We start from the raw sequence: 25,311 nt of genomic DNA on the forward strand, positions 1-25,311 counted from the left end.
CTCTGATTTCCACTGACTGCTCCTGGATCAACATCGCGGCGGCTCAAAAGCCACCATCTTCGCCCAAGGGGGTCAGATTTACCTCGGCGTCAGGGGGTCAGTTTTACATCGGCGGTGACAGCTAGCGTGGCTGATCTCCTGCATCAGCGTGGTGACACGCCCGATCGCTGCCACGATTTCCCCGGTGGTACGATTGGCCTCCTCGGCACGTACGTTGCCCCCTTCCACACGCTCCTGATTGCCTGCCAGCACCTGATTGATGTCGCGCGCGGCCTCTCCACTGCGCGCCGCCAGCTTGCGCACCTCGTCGGCCACGATGGCAAAACCACGCCCGTGCTCGCCGGCACGTGCCGCCTCCACCGAAGCGTTGAGCGCCAGAATGTTGGTCTGGAAGGCGATCGAATCGATGGTGGTGGTGATGGTCGCGATGCGCTGTGCCGTTTCGTGCAACTGGCGCATGGCCTCGGCTACCTGATTGACCGCTTCACCTCCGTTCTCGGCGGTACGCGAGGCGCTGCTGGCTTCGTCGCTTGCCAGGCGAGAGTTGTCGGCATTCTGCCTCACCGTGCCACTGAGCTCCTCCATGGCCGAGGCGGTCTGTGCCAGGGCGCTGGCCTGCTGCTCCAGACGCGCCCTGAGAGCTTGGTTGCCCTGGGCGATATGACTGCTGTGCTCCACCACGGCATTGGCTGCCGCCCGCACCTTACCGACGATCTCCTGCAGTTGCCGGGCCATGTGAACCTGAGCTGCCATCATGCTGCTGTCGTCACCGGGACGCAGGCTGGCCTCGGCATCGAGTTCCCCTCGCCCTATCGCCTCGGCAAAGGCCTTGACCTTGTAGGGCTCGGCACCGAGTTCGTTGACCAACTGCCGCGCCAACCAATAGGCCAGACCGCCACCCAACAGCAGTGCCGCCAGCGTCAACCACAGAATCAAACTCTGGAACTGGCTGGCGATGTCACGCGCCTCTTGAGTGTTGGCATCGTTCTGCTGCTCTTGACGAGCGATGAAGGCATTGATCGATTCCAACCACGCCTCGAAGGCCTGCGCGCCTTCGCCGATGGTCAGTTCACGAGCCGAGAACAGGTCCTGGTCGAGGCGCGCCTGGATCACGTCTTCGGCCAGTTGAGTGGCCTGCGACTCGGCGCGCTCGATCGCTTCGACCAGCGCCAGTTCCTCGATGCTGACCACTTCTGGAAATCTCTCGATGGTAGCTGCCATGCGCTGTGCCGCGGCCGCATACTGCTCGCGCAGCGCCGCATAGCGTTCGACCCGACCTTCGATCTCGAAAGGGTCGCTGAGCAGGGAAATGTCGCGTAACAGCATCGCTCGCTCGTTGACGCTGTGACTGAGGTCGATGGCATGACGAATCATCAGACCGTTTACGTCGTTGATCTGGGTGAGGCGGTCGTCGATTCGATGGACGCGATCCGCGCCGGTCACGGCGAGTATGACCAGCAGCAGCAATACCGTGGCGAAGCCCGCAAGCAGACGATTGCGGACGCTCAGGCGTGAAAAGGACAGGCGCATGACGTGTCTCCAGCGTTTGTTTTTATTGGGACCTTCATACCCCATCGACCAAGGTCGAAAAAACTTTAGTCGCTAGAAGAGCCCGAGCTGGCGGTCGATCAGTGTGGCGAAATCGTCGCCCAGGAAAGGAAGAATGGCATCGGCGACGGGCTGCAGCTGACGCGAGAGATAGTGATCGTAGTCGACGGCCGAGCGGCGGGCTTCGAGCGGCTCCGGACCGGCCACGGTGATCACGTAGCGGATCCAGCCGCCTTGCTGGTACTGTCGCGGGCGGCCAAGCCGGTCGTTGAGCGCGTCGGCCATGCGTGCGGCGCGCACATGGGGCGGTACGTTACGGCGATATTCATCCAGCCGACGACGCAGCCGCTTGCGATACACCAGGCGCTCGTCGAACTCACCGGCCAGGGCGCGGGCCACGTAGTCGCGCACGAAGTCGCGATAGCTTTCGCCGACGAAGATACGCCGATAGAGCTCCTGCTGGAAGATCTTGGCCAGCGGCGTCCAGTCGGCCCGCACCGTCTCCAGCCCTTTGAAAACCACACTCTCGGCGCCCTGCGCATCGCGCACCAGTCCTGCATAGCGCTTCTTGCTACCCTCTTCCGCGCCGCGGATGGTGGGCATCAGGAAGCGTCGATAGTGGGTCTCGAATTGCAGTTCCAACGCACTGGTGAGGCCATACTCCGCCGCCAGATGCGCCTCCCACCAACCATTGACCCGTGCCGCGAGACGCTGACCGATGGCATGGGCCTCGGGCTCTTCATGGGCGCTACCCAGCCAGACGAAGGTGGAGTCGGTATCGCCGTAGATCACCGTGTAGCCCTCGGCTTCGATCAGCTCGCGCGTACGACGCATGATCTCGTGGCCGCGCAGAGTGATCGACGATGCCAGGCGCGGATCGAAGAAGCGGCAGCCCCGTGAACCGAGCACGCCGTAGAAGGAGTTCATGATGATCTTGAGCGCCTGTGACAGCGGCGCGTTGCCTTCGCGCTTGGCGGCGTCCCGTCCCTGCCACACGCGTGCGACCAGCTCGGGCAGCGCATGGCAGGTACGCGAGAAACGCGCGCCGCGAAAGCCCGGCACACTTTGCGACTCAGGTTCCTCCAGGCCCGCCACCAGCCCCACCGGATCGACCAGGAAAGTACGAATGATCGACGGATAAAGACTCTTGAAGTCGAGCACCAGCACCGAGTCGTAGAGCCCCGGCCGGGAGTCCATGACGAAGCCGCCCGGGCTATCGTCGCCCTCTCGCTCTCCCGGCTGGGCCAGGTTCGGCGCCACGAACCCCAGGCGGTGCATGCGCGGTAGGTAAAGGTGGCTGAAGGCGGCCACCGAACCACCGCTGCGGTCTGCCGGCAGGCCGGTGACGCTGGCCCGTTCCAGCAGGAAGTCGATCAGCTCGGTCTTGTCGAAGATCCGCGTGACCAGCTCGCAGTCCTTGAGGTTGTAGCGGGCAAGCGCGGGTTTGTCCTCGGCGAACATGCGGTTGATCTCGTCCATTCGCTGGTAGGGGTTGTCGATGGCCTTGCCCTCGCCCAGCAGCTCCTGGGCGACGTGCTCCAGGCTGAACGAGGCGAACTGCCAGGTGGCCTGGCGCAAGGCTTCGATGCCGTCGATGATCAATCGTCCTGCCGCGGAGGCGAAGAAGTGATTGGCATTGCTGCCATGCGCGCGCCAGCCGAGTGATTCGCCGCCCCGCCCCAGGCGCAGTGGCACGCCCAGTCGTTCGGCGTGACGCTGCAGCAGACGCAGGTCGAATTGCACCAGGTTCCAGCCGATGATGGCGTCGGGGTCGTGCTCGGCGAACCAGTCGTTGAGGCACTCGAGCAGCGCCTGACGGCTTGCACAATACTCGAGGGCGAAGTCCCGCTCACGCTCGGCCTCGCCCTGCTGGCCGTTGGGGGGGCCGAGCATGAAGACCTGGCGCTGCTCGCCGCAGGCAATCGCAATGGAGTAGAGCTCACCTCGCTCACTGGTCTCGATGTCCAGCGACGCCAGCCTTAGGCGAGGGCGATAGCGCTCTGCCGGCCTGAGCTGAACGCTGGACCACATGCCGTCGATCTCGCGCTCGCCGCTGAAGCGCACCGGGGCGGTGATGAAGCGTTCCATGAGGTAGCGCTCCGGCGGGCGCACGTCGGCCTCGAGGAGGGCGATACCGCCTTCACGCAGCCGTCTCTCGCACTGCTGCAGCTGGCGCTGCTGACGGCAATAGAGCCCGACCACCGGCTGTCGATGAAAATCGCGCAGCGCGAGGGACTTGAGCTCGATACCAGGCTCGGCGGGCAGCAGTCGCTCCGCTTCCTGGCGCCGAGCGGCGGGCAGGAACGCCACCGCAGGCTGCGGCGGCAGGCGCACGTGGCAGGGTCCGGCATCGGTCGCCAGCCAGAAGCTCACCTCGCAGCCTGCGGGAGTATCCCGCCAGTGCCGCGTCAGCACGAAACCCTGCCGTTCCACCGCTGCCTCTCGCCTGCCCGTCATTCGACCATTCTACCGGGCAGGCCGGAGGCTGTCGTTACAGCGTTACTGTTGGAGTATCGCCCTGCACGCCGGCGGCAACGAACGACTCGGCGAAGGATAGACCTCCGGGCGCGGTGTCGGTGCCAACGCCTGACAGCCGTCGCCGGGTGGCGGCGGCGGTTGGTCGATACACTCGGGCTGGTCCGGCGGACACCGCAGCCGCACATGCAGATGTTCGTCGTGGGAGTGCCAGGGGCGGATCAGGCGCAGCCAGGAGCGGTCGTCCCACTGTCGCTCGCAGAGGTCGCGCTTCACGGCGGAGTCGACGAAGATGCGTGCCACGCGCGGGTCGTCCGCCGCCAGCCGGATGAGCTCGGCATGCTGATCGGTCCAGCGCTCGTCCAAGCGGTTGGTGCGTGGATCGACCAGTATCGGCTGTTCGAGGTCTTCCCGCTCGCTGCGTTCGAGGAACGGCAGGTCGAGGCGAAACCAGATGTCGACGTCGAGCCCCGTTTGGTGGCTGACATGGCCATAAGGCATCGGTCCGCCGCGGGGCTGCGCCATGTCGCCGACCAGGATCGGACCGAAGCCGGCCTGATTGACGCGTTCTCCCAACCGCTCGACGTAGTCGATCAGCGAGGGGTGCCCATAGTGTCGGTTGCGTTCGAGATCCACCGCCTGATAGCCGATGCCCTCCTCGGGCAGGCGCTCGGCACCGGCGATGCAACCGCCGTCGAAAGGCCCGATGACCCGCGGCGGCCCGAGCACGGGCTCTTCGACCTCCGACCAGTCTGCCGGCGTGGTAGGCGAAGCGCCGCCCGCCGGTGGACTTGCTGCGAAAACGGGGTGAGTAACCAAGGCAAACAAGAGGACGCCCAGCTTGCCTGGGCGTCGAGTCGGAACATTGCAAAGCATGATTCATCCTTGCTGGGTGGGCGATATCCTCATTCACGTTCTTGCTTGGCAAGCCATTCGAGACCGGGGCGATACAGCATGTCGTGCTCGCCATCGAACAGCACCAGTTCCGCCGGACCGGACTGCAGATGCAGCAGCACCGAGGCCTCGGCAGCGTCGAAGTGCGGGTACTCGCGCTCCTGGTGCAGCGAGCGCTCGACCAGCTCGTCCGGCACTTCCCGATTCTCCTCGATCGCCTCGATCTGCTCTTGAGAGAGACGAGCCTCTTCCTCGACCAGATCGTTGTAGGCGTGCAGCGCCTGATCGACCGGGACGAGGTCATCGTGGATGCCATGAGCGATCACGACCCGCATCTCGCCTGCCGCATCGGGTACGTGGGCCTTGGGGCTGCGCTGGACGCACTCGTCATGTGCCTCACTGCCCTCTTCCGGCACGCCCCCGCAGGCGCCCTCGATCTGCTCGGCGTAGTCCTCGGCGCTTCCCTCGTGCCACGCGTGCCAGCTGACCAGATCGTAGACCGGCACCCAGGCGGCCACGCCGGCAAAGGTATCGGGCTGGCGGCTGGCCAGGTGCAGCGCATTCATGGCCCCGCCCGAGTAGCCCAGTAGATAGATGCGCGACTCATCGACGCTAGCATTCTCCCGGGCATATTCCAGCGCATCCTCCATGTCGGAGATGACCAGCTCGGAAGCCGTCGATTCGGGCCGCCCGTCATTGGCGCCGCGGAAGTCGGGATGGATGAACGCCCAGTCGTTGGCCACTGCGAACTCGGCGAGAGGAATGTCAATGTTCTGCTGGTAGTCGGTGCTCCAGCTGTGCAGCACCATGAGCAGCGGCCGTTCCTCTTCACCTTCGGGCGCGTAGAACAGTGCCGGCTGTTGGTAGTCGTCCGCCGAGGAGGGAATTTCCACGTCCTGGATGTCGGGTACGTGCTCCTGCCAAGTGGCAAGATCGGCGTCGGTCAGCTCACCGGGAAAATCGGTCACCACGAGATATTCGCTCGGGTGTTCGAGCCCGGACTCTTCGGCTTCCGCCTCCTGGCCCACCAGCCTCTCCGAATCGGGCTCTCGTGCCTGGGCTTCCGCCATGCCGGCCACGACGAGAGCCAAGGCGGCACCGGCCGCCAATGCCAGCCCGCCGACCCGCCAGCGGGCGAGCGGTTGCGGGGTCGGCAGCGTGCGCGATTCGACGATCAGCGTACGGGATGCAACGGGGAAACGGGGGCAGATACGTGAACGATGGCCTATGCGTTCCATGGCGACTCTCCTGGCAGCAGGTTCCTTTTGCTTGTGCCTACCAGTCTAGTCGCCGAGACGAGCCCTGCCAGCGAGAACCGAAGACACCTTTGGCCTGCGCCTCGAACGCGGGTTAAACGAGCCGGCCCGCGCCATGGGCGCGGGCCGGTCGTGTTGCCGGATACACACGGCACTCTCAGTCACACGGCACTCTCAGTCACAGGGCACCCTCAGTCACAGGGCACCACGGCACGCCGGGTGTCCTTGGCCCACAGGGTCTGGCCGTCGGGCGTTCTGCCATGGGAGTTCCAGGTTTCGGTGACCTCGACGCAGTAGGTACCGAGATCCTCGACGCGGCGTTCCGGGTCAGCGGGGCGATCGTTGCCGATGCGCATGATGTCGGGGTTCTCGCTGGTATAGCGCGGCGCCACGGCATTGGTGCCGCAACCCACCAGCAGAGTAGCTACAAGAAACAGGGGGAGAGCGGAAAGTCGCAGTTTCATCGTATCATCCTCACGAAGTGAAACGTCATACGTTCGTTTTTTGGATGATGCGTAACGGGCATGCGTTTAGTCCTGCCGCAGCGGCCCATCCATAGGCCAACAGCGGTGGATACGTTCATGATACTCCAAGCGACCCGTGGCAGGCCAATCCCGGGCCTCAGCAGATGCAGCGAGATAGGAAGACAGCTACAATCGAGGGTCTGTTTTTCCTGGGAATATCCGAGCCGATATGTCGAACAACGCAAGCGCCCCGCGCAAGATCCTGGTTACCAGTGCCCTGCCCTACGCCAACGGCTCGATCCACCTCGGCCATCTGCTGGAGTACATCCAGACCGATATCTGGGTGCGTTTCCAGAAGAGCCGCGGCAACGAGTGCCACTACGTGTGCGCCGACGATGCCCACGGCACTGCGATCATGCTGCGCGCCGAACAGGAGGGGATCAGCTCCGAGGCGCTGATCGAGCGTGTCTCGGCCGAGCATCAGGCCGATTTCGCCACCTTCGGCGTGGCCTTCGACAACTACCACTCGACCCATTCCGAAGAGAACCGCTACTTCAGCGAGCTGATCTATACCCGCCTGCGCGACCGCGGCCACATTGCCACCCGCGACATCGAGCAGATGTACGATCCGGTAAAGGGCCTGTTCCTGGCCGACCGCTTCATCAAGGGCACCTGCCCCAAGTGCAAGACCGCCGACCAGTACGGTGACAACTGCGAGGCCTGCGGCGCCACCTATACCCCGGCGGAGCTGATCGATCCGGTATCGGCGATTTCCGGCGCCACGCCCGAGGTGCGCAGCTCGACGCATTACTTCTTCAAGCTTCCCGACTTTGCCGACTTCCTCAAGCAGTGGACCCGCGGCGGCCACGTGCAGACGCAGATCGGCAACAAGCTGCAGGAGTGGTTCGAATCCGGGCTCAACGAGTGGGACATCTCCCGCGATGCGCCCTACTTCGGCTTCGAGATTCCCGACGCACCGGGCAAGTATTTCTATGTCTGGCTCGATGCACCGATCGGCTATCTGGCCAGCTTCAAGAACCTGTGCGACCGCACCGGCCTCGATTTCGACGCCTTCTGGAAGAAGGACTCCGAAGCCGAGGTCTATCACTTCATCGGCAAGGACATCGTCTACTTCCACGCGCTGTTCTGGCCCGCCATGCTGCATGGCGCCGATTTCCGCACGCCCACGGCGGTGAACTGCCATGGCTTCGTTACCGTCAACGGCGCCAAGATGTCGAAGTCGCGCGGCACCTTCATCAAGGCCGCAACATACGCCGAGCACCTGAACCCCGAATACCTGCGCTACTACTTCGCCGCCAAGCTCACCTCACGGGTCGACGACCTGGACCTCAACCTGGAAGACTTCGCCGCCCGTGTGAATGCCGACCTGGTGGGCAAGGTGGTCAACATCGCCAGCCGCTGTGCCGGGTTCGTCAAGAAGTTGGGCGACGGCCGGCTCTCCGCCCACTGTGCCGAACCGGAGCTGGTGGCACGCTTCATCGCCGCCGGCGACGCCATCGCCGAGGACTTCGAGACCCGCGAGTTCGGCCGCGCCGTGCGCAAGATCATGGAGCTGGCCGACGAGGCCAACATCTACATTGCCGACAAGGAGCCATGGGTACTGGCCAAGCAGGAGGGACGCGAGCAGGAAGTGCTGGAGATCTGTTCGGTGGGCATCAACCTGTTCCGCCAGCTGATGGTCTATCTAGCCCCGGTGGTGCCGGCCATGGCCGAGCAGGCGCGCGAGTTCCTCAGGCTGCCCTCCCTCGACTGGGCGAGCCGCCATGAGGTATTGCTAGGACATGAGATCGCCAAGTTCAAACCGTTGATGACCCGCGTCGAGCGGGAGAAGATCGATGCCATGATCGAGGCATCGAAGGAGGACCTGGTGGAAGAACAGAAACTCAAGGAGGCGGCCAAGGGGCCGCTGGCCGAAGATCCCATTGCTGCCGAGATCGCCTTCGACGATTTCGCCAAAGTCGACCTGCGCATCGCCCGGATCGCCAAGGCCGACTATGTCGAGGGGGCCGACAAGCTGCTGCAGCTGACGTTGGATCTGGGCGGTGAAACGCGCAACGTCTTTGCCGGCATTCGCTCCGCCTACTCGCCGGAAGCCCTGGAAGGCCGCCTGACGGTCATGGTCGCCAACCTGGCGCCGCGTAAGATGCGCTTCGGCATGTCGGAAGGCATGGTACTGGCAGCGGGCAACGACGACGGCATCTACCTACTCTCGCCGGATTCCGGTGCCGAGCCCGGCCAGCGCGTCAGATAGCGATGCAAGGGGCTATCCACACGGCTGTGGCCGTGCGGATAGCCGAACGCTGAGAGGCTAATTTTTCTAAAGAATTGTCATCCTGAGCCGATAGCAGTGTAAGAAATCACTTACAAGGTGTCGTTTGCCATTGTAGCCTCATGGCCACTGCAGCGGCACCAGACACAGGCAGGCTTCATGACGGTTCTCAAAGGCTCACTGCGTAATCGCTTTCTTCTGTCGCTCTGCGCCGTGCTGTGCCTGGCATTGCTTGCACTCGTCGCCATCGCGCGCTTCCAGATCATGCCGATTCTGCTGGAAGACGAAGAGGCATTCGCCAGCGCCGAGCTCGACCGGATCGAACGTGCGCTGGGCGCCGAACTCAATCACATGCGCCGCCTGGTGGAAGACTGGGCACACTGGGACGACACCTACGACTTCGTTCAGGGCCTGCGACCGCAGTACGTCGATTCCAACCTCTACGAATCGACGCTCGAGACCCTCGATCTCGAGTTGATGGTGTTCCTTGATGCAAGCAACGAGCCCTATTGGGTCGCGGGCTACGATGAGCACGGCGAGTTCGTCTCATGCCCGGGCGTTATGCCGCCATGCGACTGGGCCAACGCTTCCATCGCGTTTCTCAGCCGCCATGTCGCCCAAGGGTTGGAAGATGCCACCTATACTTGGCTGCTGGCCGCCCCAGGGCTTGCCATGGTCGGTCTCTCGCCGATCCATCAGAGTCATCAGGAGACGCCCGCCGCCGGCTGGCTGGCCATGGTGCGTCCGCTCAGCGAGCCCTGGATCGAGCAGTTGCGCGACACCACCGGCATCGAGCTGGAACTGAATCCCGTTCCGGCGCAAGCGGACCTCGCTCTGGTACTGGAGCGCATTTCTCCCACGTATATGACGGCTAGCCGCCTCGTCCCGGCCCTGCCATCGAGCCACGCCTTGCGTATCGATGCCGCATTGCCGCGTCAGCGTTACCAGGCCAGCCTCGAAACCTTCCGCTTCGCCCTCTATTGGACCAGTGGCGTACTGATCGCCACGCTGCTCATCGTGCTGTGGCTGCTCGAGCGCATGGCGCTCTTGCCGCTGCGCCAGTTGGCCACCTTCACTCAGCGCCTTCACCGGGAAGCGGTACCGCCCGCCATGCCCGAGCCACTGCTGGCACGCCACGACGAGATCGGCACTCTCTCTCGTGAATTCCGCAACCTGCTCGACCACCAGCGTCAGCAGTCGGACTTGCTGCGTGAGTTGACGCTGCACGATCCCCTGACGGGAGTCGCCAATCGGCGGCTGTTCGACCAGCGTCTGACCGAGCTGCTTCACCACAGCGGCACACATCAGTGCCATGCCGCCATGATGATCGACATCGACCACTTCAAGCTCTACAACGATCACTACGGCCACCAGGCAGGAGATGCCTGCCTGATCACCCTGGCACAACACATGGAAGCGCAGCTCAAACCGCTGGGGTTTCTGGTCGCCCGCACCGGGGGCGAGGAGTTCAGCGTGCTGCTGCCGAATACTTCGGAAGACGAAGCGCTACGACTTGCCCGCGAGCTGCTCGAAGCGATCGAAGCGCTGGGGCTCGACCACGCAACCTCACCCACCAGCCGCAACGTGACCGTCAGCATCGGCATTGCCACTCAGCAGGCAAACACAGTGGAACCGGGCGATATCATGCGCGCCGCCGACCAGGCCCTGTATCAGGCCAAGGCCAACGGTCGCAACCGAGCCGCGACCTATCAGGCGTTCGACCCGACAACGGTCTTCGATTCCTGACCTGGCCTGGCCACGCCGCTGGGCAAAGCCCGGCCGGACCTTCTTGCGCATGAAGACGACCCGAGCGACGCGCCCGGCGACAATCCGAGGCGTGTATAATGCGGCTCCTGGATTCACCGGTGCCCAACAGGAGTGCACGTGACCCGCGACGCAACGCTGATCGAGGCCATCGATGCCCTACTGCCCCAGACCCAGTGCGGCAAGTGCGGGCATCCGGGCTGCCTTCCCTACGCTGAGGCCATTGCCCAGGGCGAGGCGATCAACCGCTGCCCGCCCGGAGGCGATGCCACCGTCGTTCGGCTGGCCGAGCTGACCGGTCGTGCTCCGCTCCCCCTCAAGGACCCGGCCCAGTTGCCGCTGGCCGCCGTGATTCGCGAAGCGGAGTGCATCGGCTGTACCAAGTGCATTCAGGCGTGCCCAGTGGACGCCATACTCGGCGCCAGCAAGCGCATGCACAGCGTGATCGCGACGGAGTGCACCGGCTGCGAGCTGTGCGTGGCGCCCTGCCCGGTCGACTGCATCGATCTGGTGCCGCACCCTGAATGGCAGGCTGCCGGCGACGAAGCCGAGCGCGCGGCCTACCTGGCACATCGCGCAGCGCTGGGTCGCAGGCGTCATGACGCCCGCCGGCAGCGGCTGGCACGGTTGGAGCGGGAGAAGCGCTTGGAGCGGCAGCGACGCATGATCCGCCGGGAGTCGCAAAGCTCACGTGGCACTGCGAGCACTTCACCTCAGCATCGCCAGCGGCAAATGGCGGTCAAGGCGGCCGAGCAGGCGGTGCGAAGGGCTCGCATGCAGTTCGAGAGCGCCCGGCGGCGTGATGACCGGGAAGCCTGCCGCCTGGCCGAGTCGCAGCTCGAGCGAGCCAACGCGCTGCTCGACGAGGCGCGTGCCGCCCTGGCGTCGCAATCGCCACAATGATCCCTGCCGCCACGAATCGGTTATCCCAATGAACGCCCAGAAACGCTACGAGATCTTCACCCGCCTGCGCGAGCACAATCCCAACCCCACCACGGAGCTGGACTGGAGCACTCCCTTTGAGCTGCTCACGGCCGTACTGCTCTCCGCCCAGGCCACCGACGTGGGGGTCAACAAGGCCACCGCGCGGCTGTTTCCGGTGGCCAACACGCCCCAGGCGATTCTCGATCTCGGCCTCGATGCGCTCAAAGAACACATCAAGACCATCGGCCTGTACAATACCAAGGCCGAAAACCTGATGAAGACCTGCCGGATCCTGGTCGAGCGGCACGGCGGTGAGGTACCCGACACCCGCGCCGACCTCGAGGCGCTCCCCGGCGTGGGGCGCAAGACGGCCAACGTAATCCTCAATACCGCCTTCGGACAACCCACCATGGCGGTGGATACGCACATTTTCCGGGTGTCCAACCGCACCCGCATCGCCCCGGGCAAGAACGTGGTCGAGGTCGAACAGAAGCTGCTGCGCCATGTGCCCAAGGAGTTTCTGCACGACGCCCACCACTGGTTGATCCTGCACGGGCGCTACACCTGCGTGGCCCGCCGCCCACGCTGCGGTAGCTGCGTAATCGAGGATCTGTGCGAGTACAAGGAGAAGGTGGATATTTGAGTGTCGTCACTTTCAGGAAGCGCTGAACAAATCGGCGAGCGAGATGAAGCGGCTAGGTTCGTTCCCGACGAACCAACGCACTTCCCACATCCATGTGGGTCGCAAGGCGCACGGAGCACAGTACCGAGCGAAGCGACAAACAGCCGTAGGCTGGCCCCGAAGGGGCGAGAAGCCGAAGGCTGCGAGTCAACCGGAGCATATGGGGTATATGTGAGGATCCGCCGGTCCGACGCTTCGGCACCGCGCAACGCAGCGATTCGCTCGCGCAGGCATTTGTGCAGTGTTTCCTTAGACGAATGAAGGTTTTGCATAATGCCGCACACTCAGGGACGATGAAGCGGAAACGACAACAATAAGCCGGGCCGAATCATGCCACTACACGACCGCCCCATCGGTGAGCGCATCGAGGCGCTGCTCGCCCTTTCGCGCGAGCATGCCGATACGTTCTGCAGCCCCTCGGCATGGCTGGCCCGCGAGCGCTATCTGGCCAAGCACCCCACACGGATTCTGGCCATGAAGTGCATGGATGGACGGATACATCTGCCCCATGCCACCCGCACTCCGTTGGGCATCATCACCCCCTTCCGCAACCTGGGGGGGATCTTCCACCTGGGCTGGCCCTATCTCGGCGAGATGCTCACCGATGCCGTGCACGCGGCCATTCATGGCGGCAACGGTGTGCTGCTGATCATCAGCTATCACTTCTCTCGTGGCGATCTTGCTCGCGGCTGTGCCGGCTTCGCCTGTGACGCCGAGGCCGCCCTGGCTCACGCCAACGAGATACGCCGTCAGGCCGAGCAGGTCTTCGGTCGCGATCATCGCAACGTCTACCCGCTGGTGTGCGGCTTCGAGACCGATACCGACTCTCTCATCGTCCACGGCAGCGATGGCGCCACCCTCGACATCGGCGAGTTGTCGCTTGCCGAAGGCGCCGAACTCGACCAGCGCGTGGCTCAGGTGTGCCCAGACATGCCCGGCGACATCCGCCGCGACCTGCTGCCGCTGCTGCAGGGCAACCTGCAGCACGTCGACTCCCTGCGCGGTACCGCTCGCGAGCTGGATATCGAACATCGCGAGTGGGTCATCTGCATCGGGCGTGGGTTCGACTTCCTGCACCTGCCCAATACCGCTCTGATCGTCGGCCCCTACAGCCCTGACCTTTCCGAACCCATCGCGACGGCTGCCGCCATCATCGATGCCAACATGAAGGCCGGACGCATCCCCGACGATGGCTTCCTGCTGCTGGCTTCGACGCCCTACGAGGCGATCGGCGTGGATCGTGCCCGCGCCGAGCTAAAGTCGCGCTTCCTGTCGGAGTTCGCCGCTCGGGTCATTTCCCGGGAACATCCGCGGCTGGCCGCCAGCATGCTGTCGCGAACCGCCGTGGTGCACTGGCCGAGCCGCCGACTGGAACTCCTGACACAGGCGTGACCGCATGAGTGAACTCAAGATTCTCCTGCTGCCCCCGACGCTCAACGCGCTGCTCATCCTGCTGGGCCTGATGCTCGGCATTCGGCGCTTGTCTGGCGCTCTGCTGTTCACGCTGGGACTGGTCAGCCTGCTGTTGCTGGCCACGCCCATGGCTAGCCATGCCCTGCGCCAGGGGCTCGAGCCCTATTCGCCGCCTTCGCCAAGCCAACTGGAAACTGTCGAGGCCATCGTCATACTGGGCGGTGGGCGCGACTACGATGCCCCCGAATTCGGCTGGGGCGATGCGCCGGCCAACCCCACCTGGCGCCGCCTGGCCTACGGTGCTCACCTGCATCGCCAGAGCGAACTGCCGATTCTGGTCAGTGGCGGTCGCGTGCATGGCGAACACAGCGCCGAAGCAAGCCTGATGGCGGCCGCCCTGCGCGACGTATTCGATGTGCCTGTGCGCTGGCTGGAGGGCGCCAGCCGCAACACCGCCGAGAATGCGCACTTGAGCGCCGAGATGCTGCGCGCCGACGGCATCGCCCGGGTGGCGCTGGTCTCACAGGCCTGGCACCTGCCCCGTGCCGTGGCGGAATTCGAGGCCCAAGACCTGAGCGTAGTACCGGCGCCCACCGAGTTCACCAGCCCCCCGCCCGAGGGGCTTGCCGCCTGGCTGCCTCGCGCCTATCACCTCAATCAGAGTACCCGGGCGCTGCACGAGTGGCTGGGACGAGGCGAACAGGCACTACGCCGACAGCTGCTGCGTCGCTGAGGACCCTGCCGGCTCAGGCCATCTCCGGGACCTGGTCTGTCTCCGGCATACCGTCGGCCAGGGGCCGGGGCATCGCCTCCTCCCAGGTGCGCAGAGGGGCGGCAAGCTGAGCGGGCCAGTCACGGTCGTTGGCCACCTGAGCGCTTTCGCGACTACGCTCCAGAGCCGACAGATCGATCTCGTGGCAGGCCCAGAGCGCCTCGCCGTGGGTAGCGGCCAGCACCCCATCGGCGGGAAAACCGTGATCCATGGGTGCGTAGAGGGTCGCCTCGCCAGTGTTGACGTCCAGCGCCGGACTCCAGGCCGCCTCGCCCGCCGTGACCGCCTGGGCCACGAAGAAACGGTTCTCCAGCGCCCGGGCGAGGCAACCCACCCGCACCCGGGTCGCACCGGCCGCGGTGTCGGTGCAGCTCGGCACCAATAGCAGGCGCACTCCGGCCTCGTACTGGGCCCGCACCGGCAACGGAAACTCCACGTCATAGCAGACCGCGATCCCCACCTGGTGACCATCGCAGTCGAACCCGTGCAGTGCATCGCCCGGCTCGATCACGCCGCTGGACTTCTCGTAGCCGGTTAGCTGCAGCTTGTCCTGCCAGCCGTGCAGGCCGTCCGGGGCGAACCAGTCAGCGCGGTTACGGTAGCGGCCTTCACTCACCTCGAGCAGGAAGCTGCCCGGCACGATATGGAGATCGAGCTCCCGTGCCAGGCGGCGGTAGAGGTTGCACCAAGCCTGACGCAGCGGCTGTAGCGCCGCCATGGAGGCGTGCAGGTCGCTGCGCACCTCGCTGGCGAAGCTGGCCGCGAGCTCCAGGCTAAGGTACTCGGGAAGCACCGCGATGCGAGCTCCCAGCGCCTTGGCCTCAGCCAGACAGGCTGCCTGGCGACGGGCGAAGGCGTCGAAATCCGCCGGCATGCCGATCGGATACTTGGCCACCGCTACCCGCATCACGCCTCGGCCCCCACCTGGCGCAGCCACTCCTGCAGGTTGTAGTAGTTGGTGACCCGAGTGATCTTGCCGTCGCGTACCTCGAAGAAGGCACCGCCCGGCAGCACGTAGCGCTGGCCCTGAGCCGGCGGCAGCCCTTCGTCGGTGGCGCGGTACTCGCCGTGTACCACATATTCGGCGGCCACCCGCGCGCCGTCGGCCGTGGCCATGACGACGACATCCTCGAGGCGCTCCACATAGCTGCGATCCATGCGCGCCAGGAAGGCACGGAAGGTCTCGCGACCGCACTCCCGCTCACCCTGGTTGAGATCGTGCACCACCGCCTCGTCGAGGCAGGCCAGCATTGCCTCCCAGTCGCCGCGGTTGAAGGCTGCGTAGTAATCCTGAATCAGTTGCACGCTGTCGGACATGATCCCTCCTGCCAATCACCGGTGGTTCGAAAGGCGCCAGTGTAGCCAGTGTGGCGCCTTCACAACACCACGAGTCCGACACGAGACTATTGCTCCACGACAGCAATCGACAGGTTCTCAGGCCCCCCGCCCAGAAACAGCCCCTTCTCAGAAATAGCCCCCTTCTCAGAACCCGATCGCTTCCAGCCGATCGGCCAGTTTCTCGAGGGTGGCCAGGCCCTGTACGTCGGTCGGCAGCCAGGGCAGCCGGGGGCGCGGAAGATGGCCCAGCTCGGCGTCGATACGCGCCAGATAGCTGGCCTCCTGTGTACGGCGAGCACGCAGGAAGTCGCCATCGGCCTCATCGGGGATCACCCGGTTGACCAGCGTGCCGGCCACCGGGATCTTCACCGCCTCGAGTGCCGCTACGGCGCGGGCGGTCTCGAGGATCGGCAGCCGCTCCGGGGTCAGCACGAAGAGAAAGCCAGTGCGCTCGGGATCCTCGACTCGGCGGCGCGCCTGGTGGAAGAGCCGGCGCCGTTCGATCAGGGTGCGTGCCACGTCCCGGGTGCGCTCGTCGAGCTCGCTGAGCGGGTCCTCCTGTGGGTCGTCGAAGGGGGTGGCCACGTCGCGTCCGCGCTTGGGGGTCAGATGCGACAGCACCTTGCCCAACTCTTCGGACTTGCGATTATGGGCCAGCAGGCCGTCGGTCCAGGCCGCCATCGCTTCGGGCAGGCTGAGCAGGCGCAGGGTGTGCCCCGTGGGGGCCGTGTCGAAGATGATCAGGTCGTGCTCGGGATCCTCGGCGGTGATGAGCCGCGAGAGCCGCTCCAGTAGCGCCGCCTCCTGGGTCCCGGGCGACTGGCGGGTCAGCCGCATCTGGCGCTCCAGCTCCGCCATCATCTGCGGTGCCGCGAAGCGACGCATCTGCTCGGTGACCCGCGCCAGATGCGCCTCCACCTCGGCATCCGGGTCGATCTCCATGGCATCGAGGTTGGGTAGCAGGCGCCGCGGTACGTCGCCCAGCTCACGGTCGAAGACATCGCCCAGACTATGGGCCGGATCGGTGGAGACCACCAGCACGCGCCGCTCCCGTCGCGCCGCCAGTACCGCCAGCGACGCCGCCACTGTGGTCTTGCCCACGCCCCCCTTGCCGCCTACCCAGAGCAGGCGTTTATCAAGTAAATCCTTCATACAGAATCCTACGTGTCGAGTGTCCTGCCAGGATTCTCAACAGCATTTGAAGTGGTCTAGTGGCGATCTTTCCATGCCCATACGCTTGTGCCAGTCATGGAAGCGTTCCAGCAGCAGCGGCTGCAGCTCGAGGGTGTAATAGGCGGCCGGATTGGGCACGCCCATCATCTCCGAGAAGACCAGCAGCATGAACAGATCGTCCTCGTCACGGCGGGCCCGGGCGATGGCCCCGCGATAGCGCGAGGAGTAGACCTCCTCGGCGAAGAAACGGGCCTGGCTGAGCCAGGCCCGAATCCTTTCGAGACGAGGATCATGCGAATCGTCATGATCGTCGTGCATGTCGTCCTCCGCGGTTCACTCCTGCTGCTCGGCCATCTCCGCCCTGGAGCGCTTGAGCGCCGAGGCGCACTCCATGGCGACCAGGATCGCCGCAATCAGCACCACGATGTCGAGGATCAGCAGGAAGTAGTTGCCCTGTGCGAAGAAGGCGCGCAGCTGAATCAGCAGTGCGGCAATGGTCATCACCAGCAGGAAGCACAGCGGCACCAGGGTGTACCACATGGGACGCCGCAGGCGAACCAGCATCACCGTGATGACCAGCAGCGTCAGGCCGGCCAGCAGTTGGTTGGTGGTACCGAAAAGCGGCCAGATGATCATGCCTCCGGTACCGTCCGCCCCGCCCGCACCGAAGGCCAGCAGCAGACAGCTACCCACCGCCAGCAACGTCGCCGGGGCGCTCTTCTTCATCCACGGCTGGTTATAGATGTCGCCCCACTCCTGGAAGATATAGCGCTGCAGACGCAGGCCGGTGTCCATGGTGGTACCGGCAAACAGCGCCGCCATGACCGTTAGCAGCGTGGCCGCAGTCACTTCGTTGAGGCCCAGCCCGTTGTGAATCATGTAGGCGCCGCCCTCGACGAAGGCATTGACGCCGCCTTGGCCGAAGGCGGTATACATGGCCTGCCAATCGGCGAAGGTGGCGAAACCGGCGGTAGCGGCAAGAATGGCGGCCAGCGCCAGCATGCCCTCGCCCACGGCACCGAAGTAGCCGACGAAACGGGCGTCGGTTTCCTTGTTGAGCTGCTTGGACGTGGTGCCGGAAGAGACCAGGCCATGGAAACCCGATATGGCGCCACAGGCGATGGTGACGAACAGCAGCGGTATCATCGAAGGTGTTCCCGCCGGCACGTCCGGGTTGATGGCCGGTGCCACCAGGGTCGGATTGAGGAACAGAATCGCGCCATAGAGCACGATCAGACCAATGAAGAGCTGCAAGCCGTTGATGTAGTCGCGGGGCTGGAGCAGCACCCACACCGGCAACAGCGAGGCAATCGCCGCGTAGCCGAACAGGATCAGGATCCATACGGCGTTACCGGAAAGCGCCCCCACCTCGGCAGGCATCTGTACCGGCACCGCAGGGCCGATGAAGATCAGCACGTAGAGCGCAACGACCCCGAGTATGGAGACGACCGGCAGACTGAGGATGCGCCGATAGATCAGCTGACCGATGATCAGCGCCACCAGGATCGCGCCCCATACCGGTACCACTGCCGTGGAGAAATTCATCATCAAGCCGGCGATGACCACGGCGAATACCGCGTTCACCATCAGCAATACGAGGAAGATGACGATCATGAAGATGCTGCGGGCGCGCTTGCCGACCACGTCGCCGGTCAGGGCGCCGACGGATTTGGCCTTGTTGCGCACGCTGGCCCAGATCGCGCCGAAATCGTGCACCCCGGCAAAGAAGATGGTGCCCAGCACGACCCACAGAAAGGCCGGCAGCCAGCCCCAGATGACCGCAATCGCAGGCCCGACGATGGGCGCGGCACCGGCCACCGAGGTGAAATGATGACCCCAGAGGATGAATCGATTGGTGGGGACGAAATCCACCCCGTCTTCGTATTCGTGAGCAGGCGTCTTGAAGTCGGGATCGAGACGATAGATCTTGGTGGCAATGAAGCGTGAGTAGAGGAAGTACCCCGCTGCCATTCCGCCTAGACCCAAGATCAGCAGAACGATAGCACTCATTCCGATCGGCTCCTTTTTGAGGAAGGTTCTTTTTCTTTCTTGTTGCCTCGCATGTTTCGCGATGGATGAAACTGCCCAGCGCATGTGCACTGAGTGGATAAGGATGAGCAGAGCGAGCCGACAAGTCCAACTTCAGGCTTGAATCAGTCCATTTTCTTAACCTAAAGTCGTAGCAAACAGGCGCAGCGGACATGACCGTAAGCCGGGATCACCAACTTGATCCAAGGTCGTACAGCCTCACGCAGTGGTGCGCGTTACGCTGCCAGTAAAGTCCCGACGTAAAGCGATGAGCCCCATGTCAGAAAGCCTGCTCCAACTCGCCATGGCCGGTGCCTTCGGTGCCTTCATCGGTCTGCTGTTTCGGGTCACCCGCCGTCCTGGTCAGGCGCGCGCCTTCACTTTCTCCCTGGTGGGGCTGGTTGCTGGCATCACCGCCTACCTGATCTTCCATGTCCTGACCCGCACCACCGGCGCCCCGCCCTGGCTGCTGCCGGTGCTGGTGCTGGTGCTGGTGCAGGTGTGGCTGTGGCTCGGCCCCCTGGGACCGAAATTCCGTCATCTCGGAAAGGATAGTGACGAGCCCCGCTGAAGAGGCTCGCCCTCGCTCCTGCCCGGCTGCCTGACATCCCTTTCCAGGCAATACCGAACGCCTTCTGCCAAGGTCGTCTTTGCTGCCCTCGGTATGCGCACTAGACTGGTGATTAACAAGACATAAATACGTTCCAAGGAGTGATGAATGGCCAAGGTACTGGTGGTGGACGATGAACCCAACATCGTCCTGTCGCTGGAGTTCCTCATGCAGCAGGCCGGTTTCGACGTAGACACGGCCGAGGATGGCGAAGGTGCCCTGGCCAAGGTCGAGGAATCGCCCCCCGACCTGATTCTTCTCGATATCAGCCTGCCCGGCATCAGTGGCTTCGACGTGTTGGAACAACTGCGCCAGGACGCTCGCCACGCCAGGCTTCCCATCATCATGCTCACCGCTCACGGCCGTGAGGTGGAGCGGGAAAAGGGGCTGGCGCTGGGCGCCGACGACTACGTCACCAAGCCCTTCTCGACCCAGGCCCTGGTGGAGAAAGTCAAATCCCTGCTGGCCGAGGATGCCTGATGAAGGGCGGCAAGCTGCCCAAGCGCCAGCGCCTGATCGGCCTGTGGCTGTTGCTCAGCGGCATCAGCCTGCTGGGTGGGGCCATCTTCGCCGCCTGGCTGGATAGTCTGTTTCAGCCTGAGGGACTGGCCCGGCTGGTGCTGTGGCTGGGCTGCTTCTCCGGCGGTGGCACCATCTTCCTGGTGGGGCTGCTGTTGGAGCGCATGCTGTTCACCCCGCTGCGCCATCTGCAGGTCCAACTGGCGCGCCTAGTAGCCAACCCGGACGCCCGCGAGGATTACCCGCCGGAAGGCTGGCTGCGCGGCCTGGGGCCCGACCTGATGCGGGTGCGCGAAGCCTGGCGCAGCGACCGGACGCGTCTCGCCACGGCCCATGCCGAAGGCGCACGCAGCGCCGCTCGCATACGTCAGGAGCTGGAAACGCTGCTGCAGGTGCTCGATACCCCCCTGCTGCTGTGCGATCACCATCGTCGTCTGCTGCTGTTCAACCAGGCGGCCGAGGCCCTGTTCGATGGACACCCCGGGCTTGGCCTGGGCAAGCGGCTCGATGCTTTGCTGCCTGTATCGAGCCTGCAGGACTCTCTCGCCCAGCTACCAGACGACGGCTCGCCGCGCGAACTGCTGATGCCGTGCAGCGAGCGTTGGCTGCATGTCGCCATGCGCCGCGTCCCGCAGAGCAATGGCGAGACGCTGCTGACCCTCACCGACGCCACCGCGGCCTGGACCAGCGAAATGGGAGCCCGTGCCGGCCTGGCGGAGCACATGGCACCGCTGCGCCGCCACGGCGCCAGCCTGGCCAGCGCCGCCGAAGCACTGAGCAGCGTGCGCCATGCCCGACACATCGACGAGACGCTGCGCCAGCGCCTCGAAGCGGTGATCGAGGAAGAGAGCCTCGCCCTCGGCCAGGAGATCGAGAACCTCGGCCGCCTGATCGACGACATGCAGCAACAGGGCGAGCGGTTGGTACCGCTATGGTCCAACGACCTGTGGCAATCGCTCAACGAGCGGCTCGGCGACAATCCCATCGAGGTTCTGCCCATCGGCATGCCGGCCTGGTTCAAGGGCGATGCCCCGGCGCTGCTGGTCATGCTCGAATCCTTGCTCGAGCGCTTGAGCGAGCATACCGGCACCGCCGATTTCGAAGGTGAAATGCTGCTCGGCAACCGACGTGTCTATCTCGACCTGATCTGGCCCGGACGCCCTCTGTCGCAGCGTGAGCTGTCGACCTGGTGCGCCCAGCGCCTGGAGACGTTGCCGCTGTCGCCGAGGGTAGGCGACCTGCTGCGCCAGCACGCCAGCGATGCCTGGAGCCTGGCAGACCCCGACGGCAAGCATGCCCGACTGCGGCTGCCGCTGCCTGCGGTGGACCGCGTCGGCGCGCCACCCAGCCAACTGCCGCCGCGCCCGGAGTTCCATGACTTCGGTATTGCCGACCTGCCACCGCCGGATGCCGAGCTGGCACGGCGCTCGCTGCGCACGCTCGAAATCGTCGCCTTCGATACCGAAACCACCGGCCTCGAGCTGCGCCGGGGCGACACCGTCATCAGCATCGGCGCCTGCCGCATCGTCAATGCCCGGCTGCTGGCCAGCGACATCTTCGACGTGCGTGTCGACCCGGGCAAGCCGATCCCCCCTGCCAGCACGGCGATACACGGCATCACCGACGACGACGTGGCAGGCGCCCCGCCGCTGCCGGTCGTACTGCCCCGCTTTCGCGACTACATCGGCGATGCCGTGATTCTGGCCCACAATGCCGCCTTCGATCTGCTGGCCCTGCAGTCGCCGGGCAGCGGGACCACGCTGGAGATGCCGGTACTCGACACCCTGCTGCTTTCGCGGGCGCTGGACGAGAGTCTCGACGGGCACGACCTGGACACCCTCGCCGAGCGCTACGACCTGAGCTTCCCGCCGGGCACGCGACATACGGCCCTCGGTGATGCCCGGGTCACGGCCGAGCTGTGGCTGGCGCTGCTGCCGCGGCTGGAGGCACGCGGCATCGAAACCCTGGAGCAGGTACTGGCACTGCAGGCCACCGCCTTCGACAAGGAGGACGCATGCACATGAACGCCTCCACCGCTCGGGCTCGCCTGATGGCGCTGATCGGCCTGGCCGTGCTGCTCTTCTCGCCGCCGCTGGTGCTGATCTTCGATCGCTCTCCTGCTGCCACACTGTCGTGGCTGCCGCTCTATATCTTCGTGGTCTGGCTGCTGGTGATAGCCTTGGCTGCCTGGCTGATGGAGCACCGCCCGGAGGACGACTGACACGATGAGAACCGATCCGACGGTGCTGACGGTCGCCTTCGGCTACCTGGCATTGCTGTTCGTGATTGCCGCCTGGGGTGACCGGCGCGCCGAGCAGGGCCGTTCCATCATCGGCTCCCCCACCGTCTATGCCCTGTCGATCGCCGTCTACTGCACCGCCTGGACCTTCTACGGCAGCGTGGGGCGAGCAGCGGAGTTCGGTCCCAGTTTTCTGCTGATCTACCTGGGGCCGACCCTGGCCATGCTGATGGCACCGATGCTCATCCGCAAGATGGTCAGAATCGCCAGCACCCAGCGCATCACCTCCATCGCCGACTTCATCAGTGCCCGCTACGGCAAGAGCTCCGGCCTCGGGGCGCTGGTGGCGATCATTGCCCTGATCGGCATCACCCCCTATATCGCCCTGCAGCTCAAGGCGATCACCCTCAGCCATGCGGTGCTGGTCAACTATCCCGATGCCGCCGAATTCCGCCTTGCCGACGAGAGCTTCTGGGTCGACAAGTCGTTCTGGGTGGCACTGGTGCTGGCGGTCTTCATCATCCTGTTCGGCACCCGACACCTGGACGCCAGCGAACGTCATGAGGGCATGGTGGCCGCCATCGCCTTCGAGTCGCTGATCAAGCTCGTTGCCTTCCTCACGGTAGGGGTATTCGTGGTCTTCGTGCTGTTCAACGGCCCGGCAGATCTTTTCCGCCAGGTAGCGGACAGCCCCGAACTCTCCGGAGTACTGGGCCTCGATGCCGTGCCCGGCGGCGCCATCGGCTGGGTGGGCACGCTGGTGCTCGCGTTTCTCGCCTTCCTCACCCTGCCCCGCCAGTTTCAGGTTCTGGTGGTGGAGAACGTCGACGAGCGCCATCTGGAACGCGCTAGCTGGCTGTTTCCCCTCTACCTGGTGGCGATAAACATCTTCGTCATTCCCATTGCCATGGCCGGCCTGCTGCTGCCGGTGGGCAACAGCGATCCCGACAGCTTCGTGCTCACGCTGCCGCTCTCGGCAGGCATCGAGGGGATCCCTCTGCTGGTCTTCATCGGTGGGCTTTCGGCCGCCACCGGCATGGTAATCGTGGAAACCATCGCGCTCTCCACCATGGTCAGCAACCAGCTGATAATGCCGTTGCTGCTGCGCTCCAAGCGGCTGCATCTGAGCTCTCAGGGGGAGCTCGCCGGCTGGCTGCTCGGCATTCGCCGGGTGGCCATCGTGCTGATTCTGCTAATGGGCTATCTCTATCACGCGCTGATCGGCGACTCCTACAGCCTGGTTACCATCGGTCTGGTCTCGTTCGTCGGCGCCGCCCAGTTCGCTCCGGCCATGCTGATCGGCATGTACTGGCGCGGAGCGACCCGCGCCGGCGCCACGCTGGGCCTGTTGGCCGGCTTCATCATCTGGTTCTACACCCTGCTGCTACCGGGCTTCGCCCAGTCGGGATGGCTGGATGCCACCTTCCTGGAGCAGGGCCTGCTGGGTCAGGCGTGGCTGCGCCCCTATGCGCTGTTCGGCCTGGAGGGTTTCGACATCTACAGCCACTCGCTGATGTGGAGTCTGCTGGCCAACGTAGGATTGCTGGTAGGCGTTTCGCTGTTCACCCGTCAGAGCCCGGTGGAACAGACCCAGGCGGCGCTGTTCACCGAGGCGATGAATCCCGGCCTGCAGCACACCTCGCTGTGGCGCGGCCAGACCACGCGGGGAGAACTCAAGAGCCTGCTCAGCCGCTACCTGGGCGCCGGCGCCACGACCCGAATCCTGGCCGACCAGCACGGCAACCCCGCCGACGATGCGCCTGCCCCACCGGCACTGATCGCCCGGGCCGAGCAGGCGCTCTCCGGGGCGCTGGGCAGCGCCTCTGCGCGAGTGCTGATCAACTCGGTGGTGCGTGGCGAGGCGCTGGACCTGGAATCCATTCTCAGCATTCTCGATACCACCTCCCAGACCCTCGAATACAACCGCCGCCTGGAACAGAAGTCCCACGAGCTGGCACGGATCGGCGAGGAGCTGCGCGCCGCCAACGAGCGCCTGCGCGAGCTGGACCGGCTGAAGGACGAATTCGTGGCGATGGTCAGCCATGAACTGCGCACCCCGCTCACCTCGATACGCGCCTTTGCCGAGATCCTGCGCGACGGCAAGGACCTGCCGGAAGAGAAGCGCGTGCATTTTCTCGAGGTGGTGGTGCTGGAGAGTCAGCGCCTGTCCCGCCTGATCGAGGAGATCCTCGACCTGGCACGCCTGGAGAGCGGACGACTGACGCTTAACCCCCAGCGTCTCGACCTGGTGGCACTGATACGCCATAGCGTGGATGCCGTGCATCGGCTACAGGAGGACCGTGGCGTTTCCCTCGAGGTCGATCTGGAACTCGAAGAAGCCCCCATCGTCGGCGACACCGACCGCCTGGAGCAGGTGATCATCAATCTGCTCGACAACGCCGGCAAGTTCGCCGACGACGAGACTCCCAAAGTGCGCCTTCACCTGACCCGCCACGAACAGTGCTTCCGCATGAGCGTGGAGGACAACGGGCCGGGCATCGGTCCCGAGGAGCGCGAGCGGGTGTTCGAGAAGTTCCACCAGATCAAGCGCTATGGCGGCGTCAGCGGCAAGGCTCGTGGCCGCCCGCGTGGCAGCGGGCTGGGGCTGCCCATCAGTCGGGGCATCATCAGCCATCTTGGCGGCCGGCTATGGGTCGACGACGCTCCCACGCTGAAGGGCGCCTGTCTGGTCATGGAGCTGCCCGTGGCAACCGCGGAAACCAAACCCGAAGAAACACAAGGCTCTGCCTGAACGGCGCCGGCGCTTGGCAGCTTTAAGTCAACGGCCAGGGGCTTCTTACACCCTGAATTCAAGTAATAAGCGCAGCACCTGCGGTGTTGAGGGCTCCTGAGTATTCACCCAAAAACACCTGTGCCGGTGTCCGATAACCGAGCCGCTTTCGGGGACGGTCATTCAACTTT

21 protein-coding genes are annotated in these 25,311 nt (G+C 64.7%); 11 read left to right on the forward strand and 10 right to left on the reverse strand.

All coding sequences use genetic code 11. The features are described 5' to 3' along the window. Positions 1 to 78: 78 nt before the first annotated feature. The 5 genes from HOP58_RS22005 to HOP58_RS22025 form a co-directional block, all read right to left on the reverse strand. A complete protein-coding gene (locus tag HOP58_RS22005; RefSeq protein ID WP_234261734.1) occupies positions 79 to 1,530 on the reverse strand; it encodes a methyl-accepting chemotaxis protein in 1,452 nt (483 codons plus the stop codon). 72 nt (positions 1,531 to 1,602) lie between these two features. Beyond that, positions 1,603 to 4,005: a DNA polymerase II gene (locus HOP58_RS22010; protein WP_234261736.1), complete on the reverse strand. Its 2,403-nt coding sequence runs from the start codon at positions 4,003 to 4,005 to the stop codon at positions 1,603 to 1,605. A 42-nt stretch (positions 4,006 to 4,047) separates the two neighbouring features. Beyond that, positions 4,048 to 4,899, reverse strand: coding sequence for a penicillin-insensitive murein endopeptidase (gene mepA / locus HOP58_RS22015; RefSeq protein WP_255697958.1), 852 nt, complete (start codon positions 4,897 to 4,899; stop codon positions 4,048 to 4,050). Positions 4,900 to 4,928: 29 nt separating this feature from the next. Beyond that, a complete protein-coding gene (locus tag HOP58_RS22020) occupies positions 4,929 to 6,155 on the reverse strand; it encodes an alpha/beta fold hydrolase (protein ID WP_234261738.1) in 1,227 nt (408 codons plus the stop codon). Between the two features lie 209 nt (positions 6,156 to 6,364). Then, positions 6,365 to 6,637 carry a hypothetical protein gene (locus tag HOP58_RS22025; protein ID WP_010628844.1) on the reverse strand — a complete coding sequence of 91 codons (273 nt, stop codon included), beginning with the start codon at positions 6,635 to 6,637 and terminating at the stop codon, positions 6,365 to 6,367. A gap of 229 nt (positions 6,638 to 6,866) precedes the next feature. On the opposite strand from HOP58_RS22025, the gene metG reads away from it, so the two are divergent. The 6 genes from metG (at position 6,867) to HOP58_RS22055 (ending at position 14,443) form a co-directional block, all read left to right on the forward strand. Then, positions 6,867 to 8,909 (forward strand): methionine--tRNA ligase, encoded by a 2,043-nt coding sequence (gene metG, locus HOP58_RS22030; RefSeq protein WP_191223772.1) that lies wholly within the window; start codon positions 6,867 to 6,869, stop codon positions 8,907 to 8,909. Between the two features lie 177 nt (positions 8,910 to 9,086). Continuing rightward, the gene (locus tag HOP58_RS22035; RefSeq protein WP_234261740.1) at positions 9,087 to 10,673 is read left to right on the forward strand and encodes a diguanylate cyclase; all 1,587 of its coding nucleotides are present in this window, start codon (positions 9,087 to 9,089) and stop codon (positions 10,671 to 10,673) included. 138 nt (positions 10,674 to 10,811) lie between these two features. Further along, positions 10,812 to 11,594 (forward strand): RnfABCDGE type electron transport complex subunit B, encoded by a 783-nt coding sequence (locus tag HOP58_RS22040; RefSeq protein WP_234261743.1) that lies wholly within the window; start codon positions 10,812 to 10,814, stop codon positions 11,592 to 11,594. A gap of 28 nt (positions 11,595 to 11,622) precedes the next feature. After that, positions 11,623 to 12,258, forward strand: coding sequence for an endonuclease III (nth, locus tag HOP58_RS22045; RefSeq protein WP_234261745.1), 636 nt, complete (start codon positions 11,623 to 11,625; stop codon positions 12,256 to 12,258). Positions 12,259 to 12,627: 369 nt separating this feature from the next. Beyond that, positions 12,628 to 13,689, forward strand: a complete 1,062-nt coding sequence (locus tag HOP58_RS22050; protein ID WP_010628849.1) for a hypothetical protein — start codon at positions 12,628 to 12,630, stop codon at positions 13,687 to 13,689. 4 nt (positions 13,690 to 13,693) lie between these two features. After that, positions 13,694 to 14,443: a YdcF family protein gene (locus HOP58_RS22055; protein WP_234261747.1), complete on the forward strand. Its 750-nt coding sequence runs from the start codon at positions 13,694 to 13,696 to the stop codon at positions 14,441 to 14,443. 13 nt (positions 14,444 to 14,456) lie between these two features. Here HOP58_RS22055 and HOP58_RS22060 read toward each other — a convergent pair whose 3' ends face one another. The 5 genes from HOP58_RS22060 to HOP58_RS22080 form a co-directional block, all read right to left on the reverse strand. Further along, positions 14,457 to 15,389: a carbon-nitrogen hydrolase family protein gene (locus HOP58_RS22060; RefSeq protein WP_234261754.1), complete on the reverse strand. Its 933-nt coding sequence runs from the start codon at positions 15,387 to 15,389 to the stop codon at positions 14,457 to 14,459. Continuing rightward, positions 15,389 to 15,799 (reverse strand): ketosteroid isomerase-related protein, encoded by a 411-nt coding sequence (locus HOP58_RS22065; RefSeq protein WP_234261749.1) that lies wholly within the window; start codon positions 15,797 to 15,799, stop codon positions 15,389 to 15,391. The genes HOP58_RS22060 and HOP58_RS22065 overlap by 1 nt, the downstream gene beginning before the upstream one ends. A 165-nt stretch (positions 15,800 to 15,964) precedes the next feature. Then, the gene (locus HOP58_RS22070) at positions 15,965 to 16,972 is read right to left on the reverse strand and encodes an ArsA family ATPase (protein ID WP_234261751.1); all 1,008 of its coding nucleotides are present in this window, start codon (positions 16,970 to 16,972) and stop codon (positions 15,965 to 15,967) included. A gap of 36 nt (positions 16,973 to 17,008) precedes the next feature. Beyond that, positions 17,009 to 17,311 (reverse strand): cory-CC-star protein, encoded by a 303-nt coding sequence (locus tag HOP58_RS22075; protein WP_010628854.1) that lies wholly within the window; start codon positions 17,309 to 17,311, stop codon positions 17,009 to 17,011. Between the two features lie 15 nt (positions 17,312 to 17,326). After that, positions 17,327 to 19,003, reverse strand: coding sequence for a carbon starvation protein A (locus tag HOP58_RS22080; protein ID WP_010628855.1), 1,677 nt, complete (start codon positions 19,001 to 19,003; stop codon positions 17,327 to 17,329). 295 nt (positions 19,004 to 19,298) lie between these two features. Here HOP58_RS22080 and HOP58_RS22085 point away from each other — a divergent pair, with 295 nt between their 5' ends. The 5 genes from HOP58_RS22085 to HOP58_RS22105 all read left to right on the forward strand — a co-directional run bounded on the left by HOP58_RS22085 (position 19,299) and on the right by HOP58_RS22105 (position 25,141). Next, complete coding sequence (locus HOP58_RS22085) at positions 19,299 to 19,592, forward strand: CPP1-like family protein (RefSeq protein ID WP_234261752.1); 294 nt, start codon at positions 19,299 to 19,301, stop codon at positions 19,590 to 19,592. Between the two features lie 147 nt (positions 19,593 to 19,739). Continuing rightward, positions 19,740 to 20,111 carry a response regulator gene (locus tag HOP58_RS22090; RefSeq protein ID WP_010628857.1) on the forward strand — a complete coding sequence of 124 codons (372 nt, stop codon included), beginning with the start codon at positions 19,740 to 19,742 and terminating at the stop codon, positions 20,109 to 20,111. Continuing rightward, complete coding sequence (locus HOP58_RS22095; protein WP_234261753.1) at positions 20,111 to 22,174, forward strand: exonuclease domain-containing protein; 2,064 nt, start codon at positions 20,111 to 20,113, stop codon at positions 22,172 to 22,174. Before HOP58_RS22090 ends, HOP58_RS22095 begins: the two co-directional genes overlap by 1 nt. Further along, a complete protein-coding gene (locus HOP58_RS22100; RefSeq protein WP_086510019.1) occupies positions 22,165 to 22,371 on the forward strand; it encodes a hypothetical protein in 207 nt (68 codons plus the stop codon). The genes HOP58_RS22095 and HOP58_RS22100 overlap by 10 nt, the downstream gene beginning before the upstream one ends. A gap of 4 nt (positions 22,372 to 22,375) precedes the next feature. Beyond that, the gene (locus tag HOP58_RS22105; protein ID WP_234249683.1) at positions 22,376 to 25,141 is read left to right on the forward strand and encodes a sensor histidine kinase; all 2,766 of its coding nucleotides are present in this window, start codon (positions 22,376 to 22,378) and stop codon (positions 25,139 to 25,141) included. Positions 25,142 to 25,311 lie beyond the last annotated feature (170 nt).

The organism is Halomonas sp. MCCC 1A11062 (assembly GCF_021404355.1).
GTDB classification, from domain to species: domain Bacteria; phylum Pseudomonadota; class Gammaproteobacteria; order Pseudomonadales; family Halomonadaceae; genus Halomonas; species Halomonas aerodenitrificans.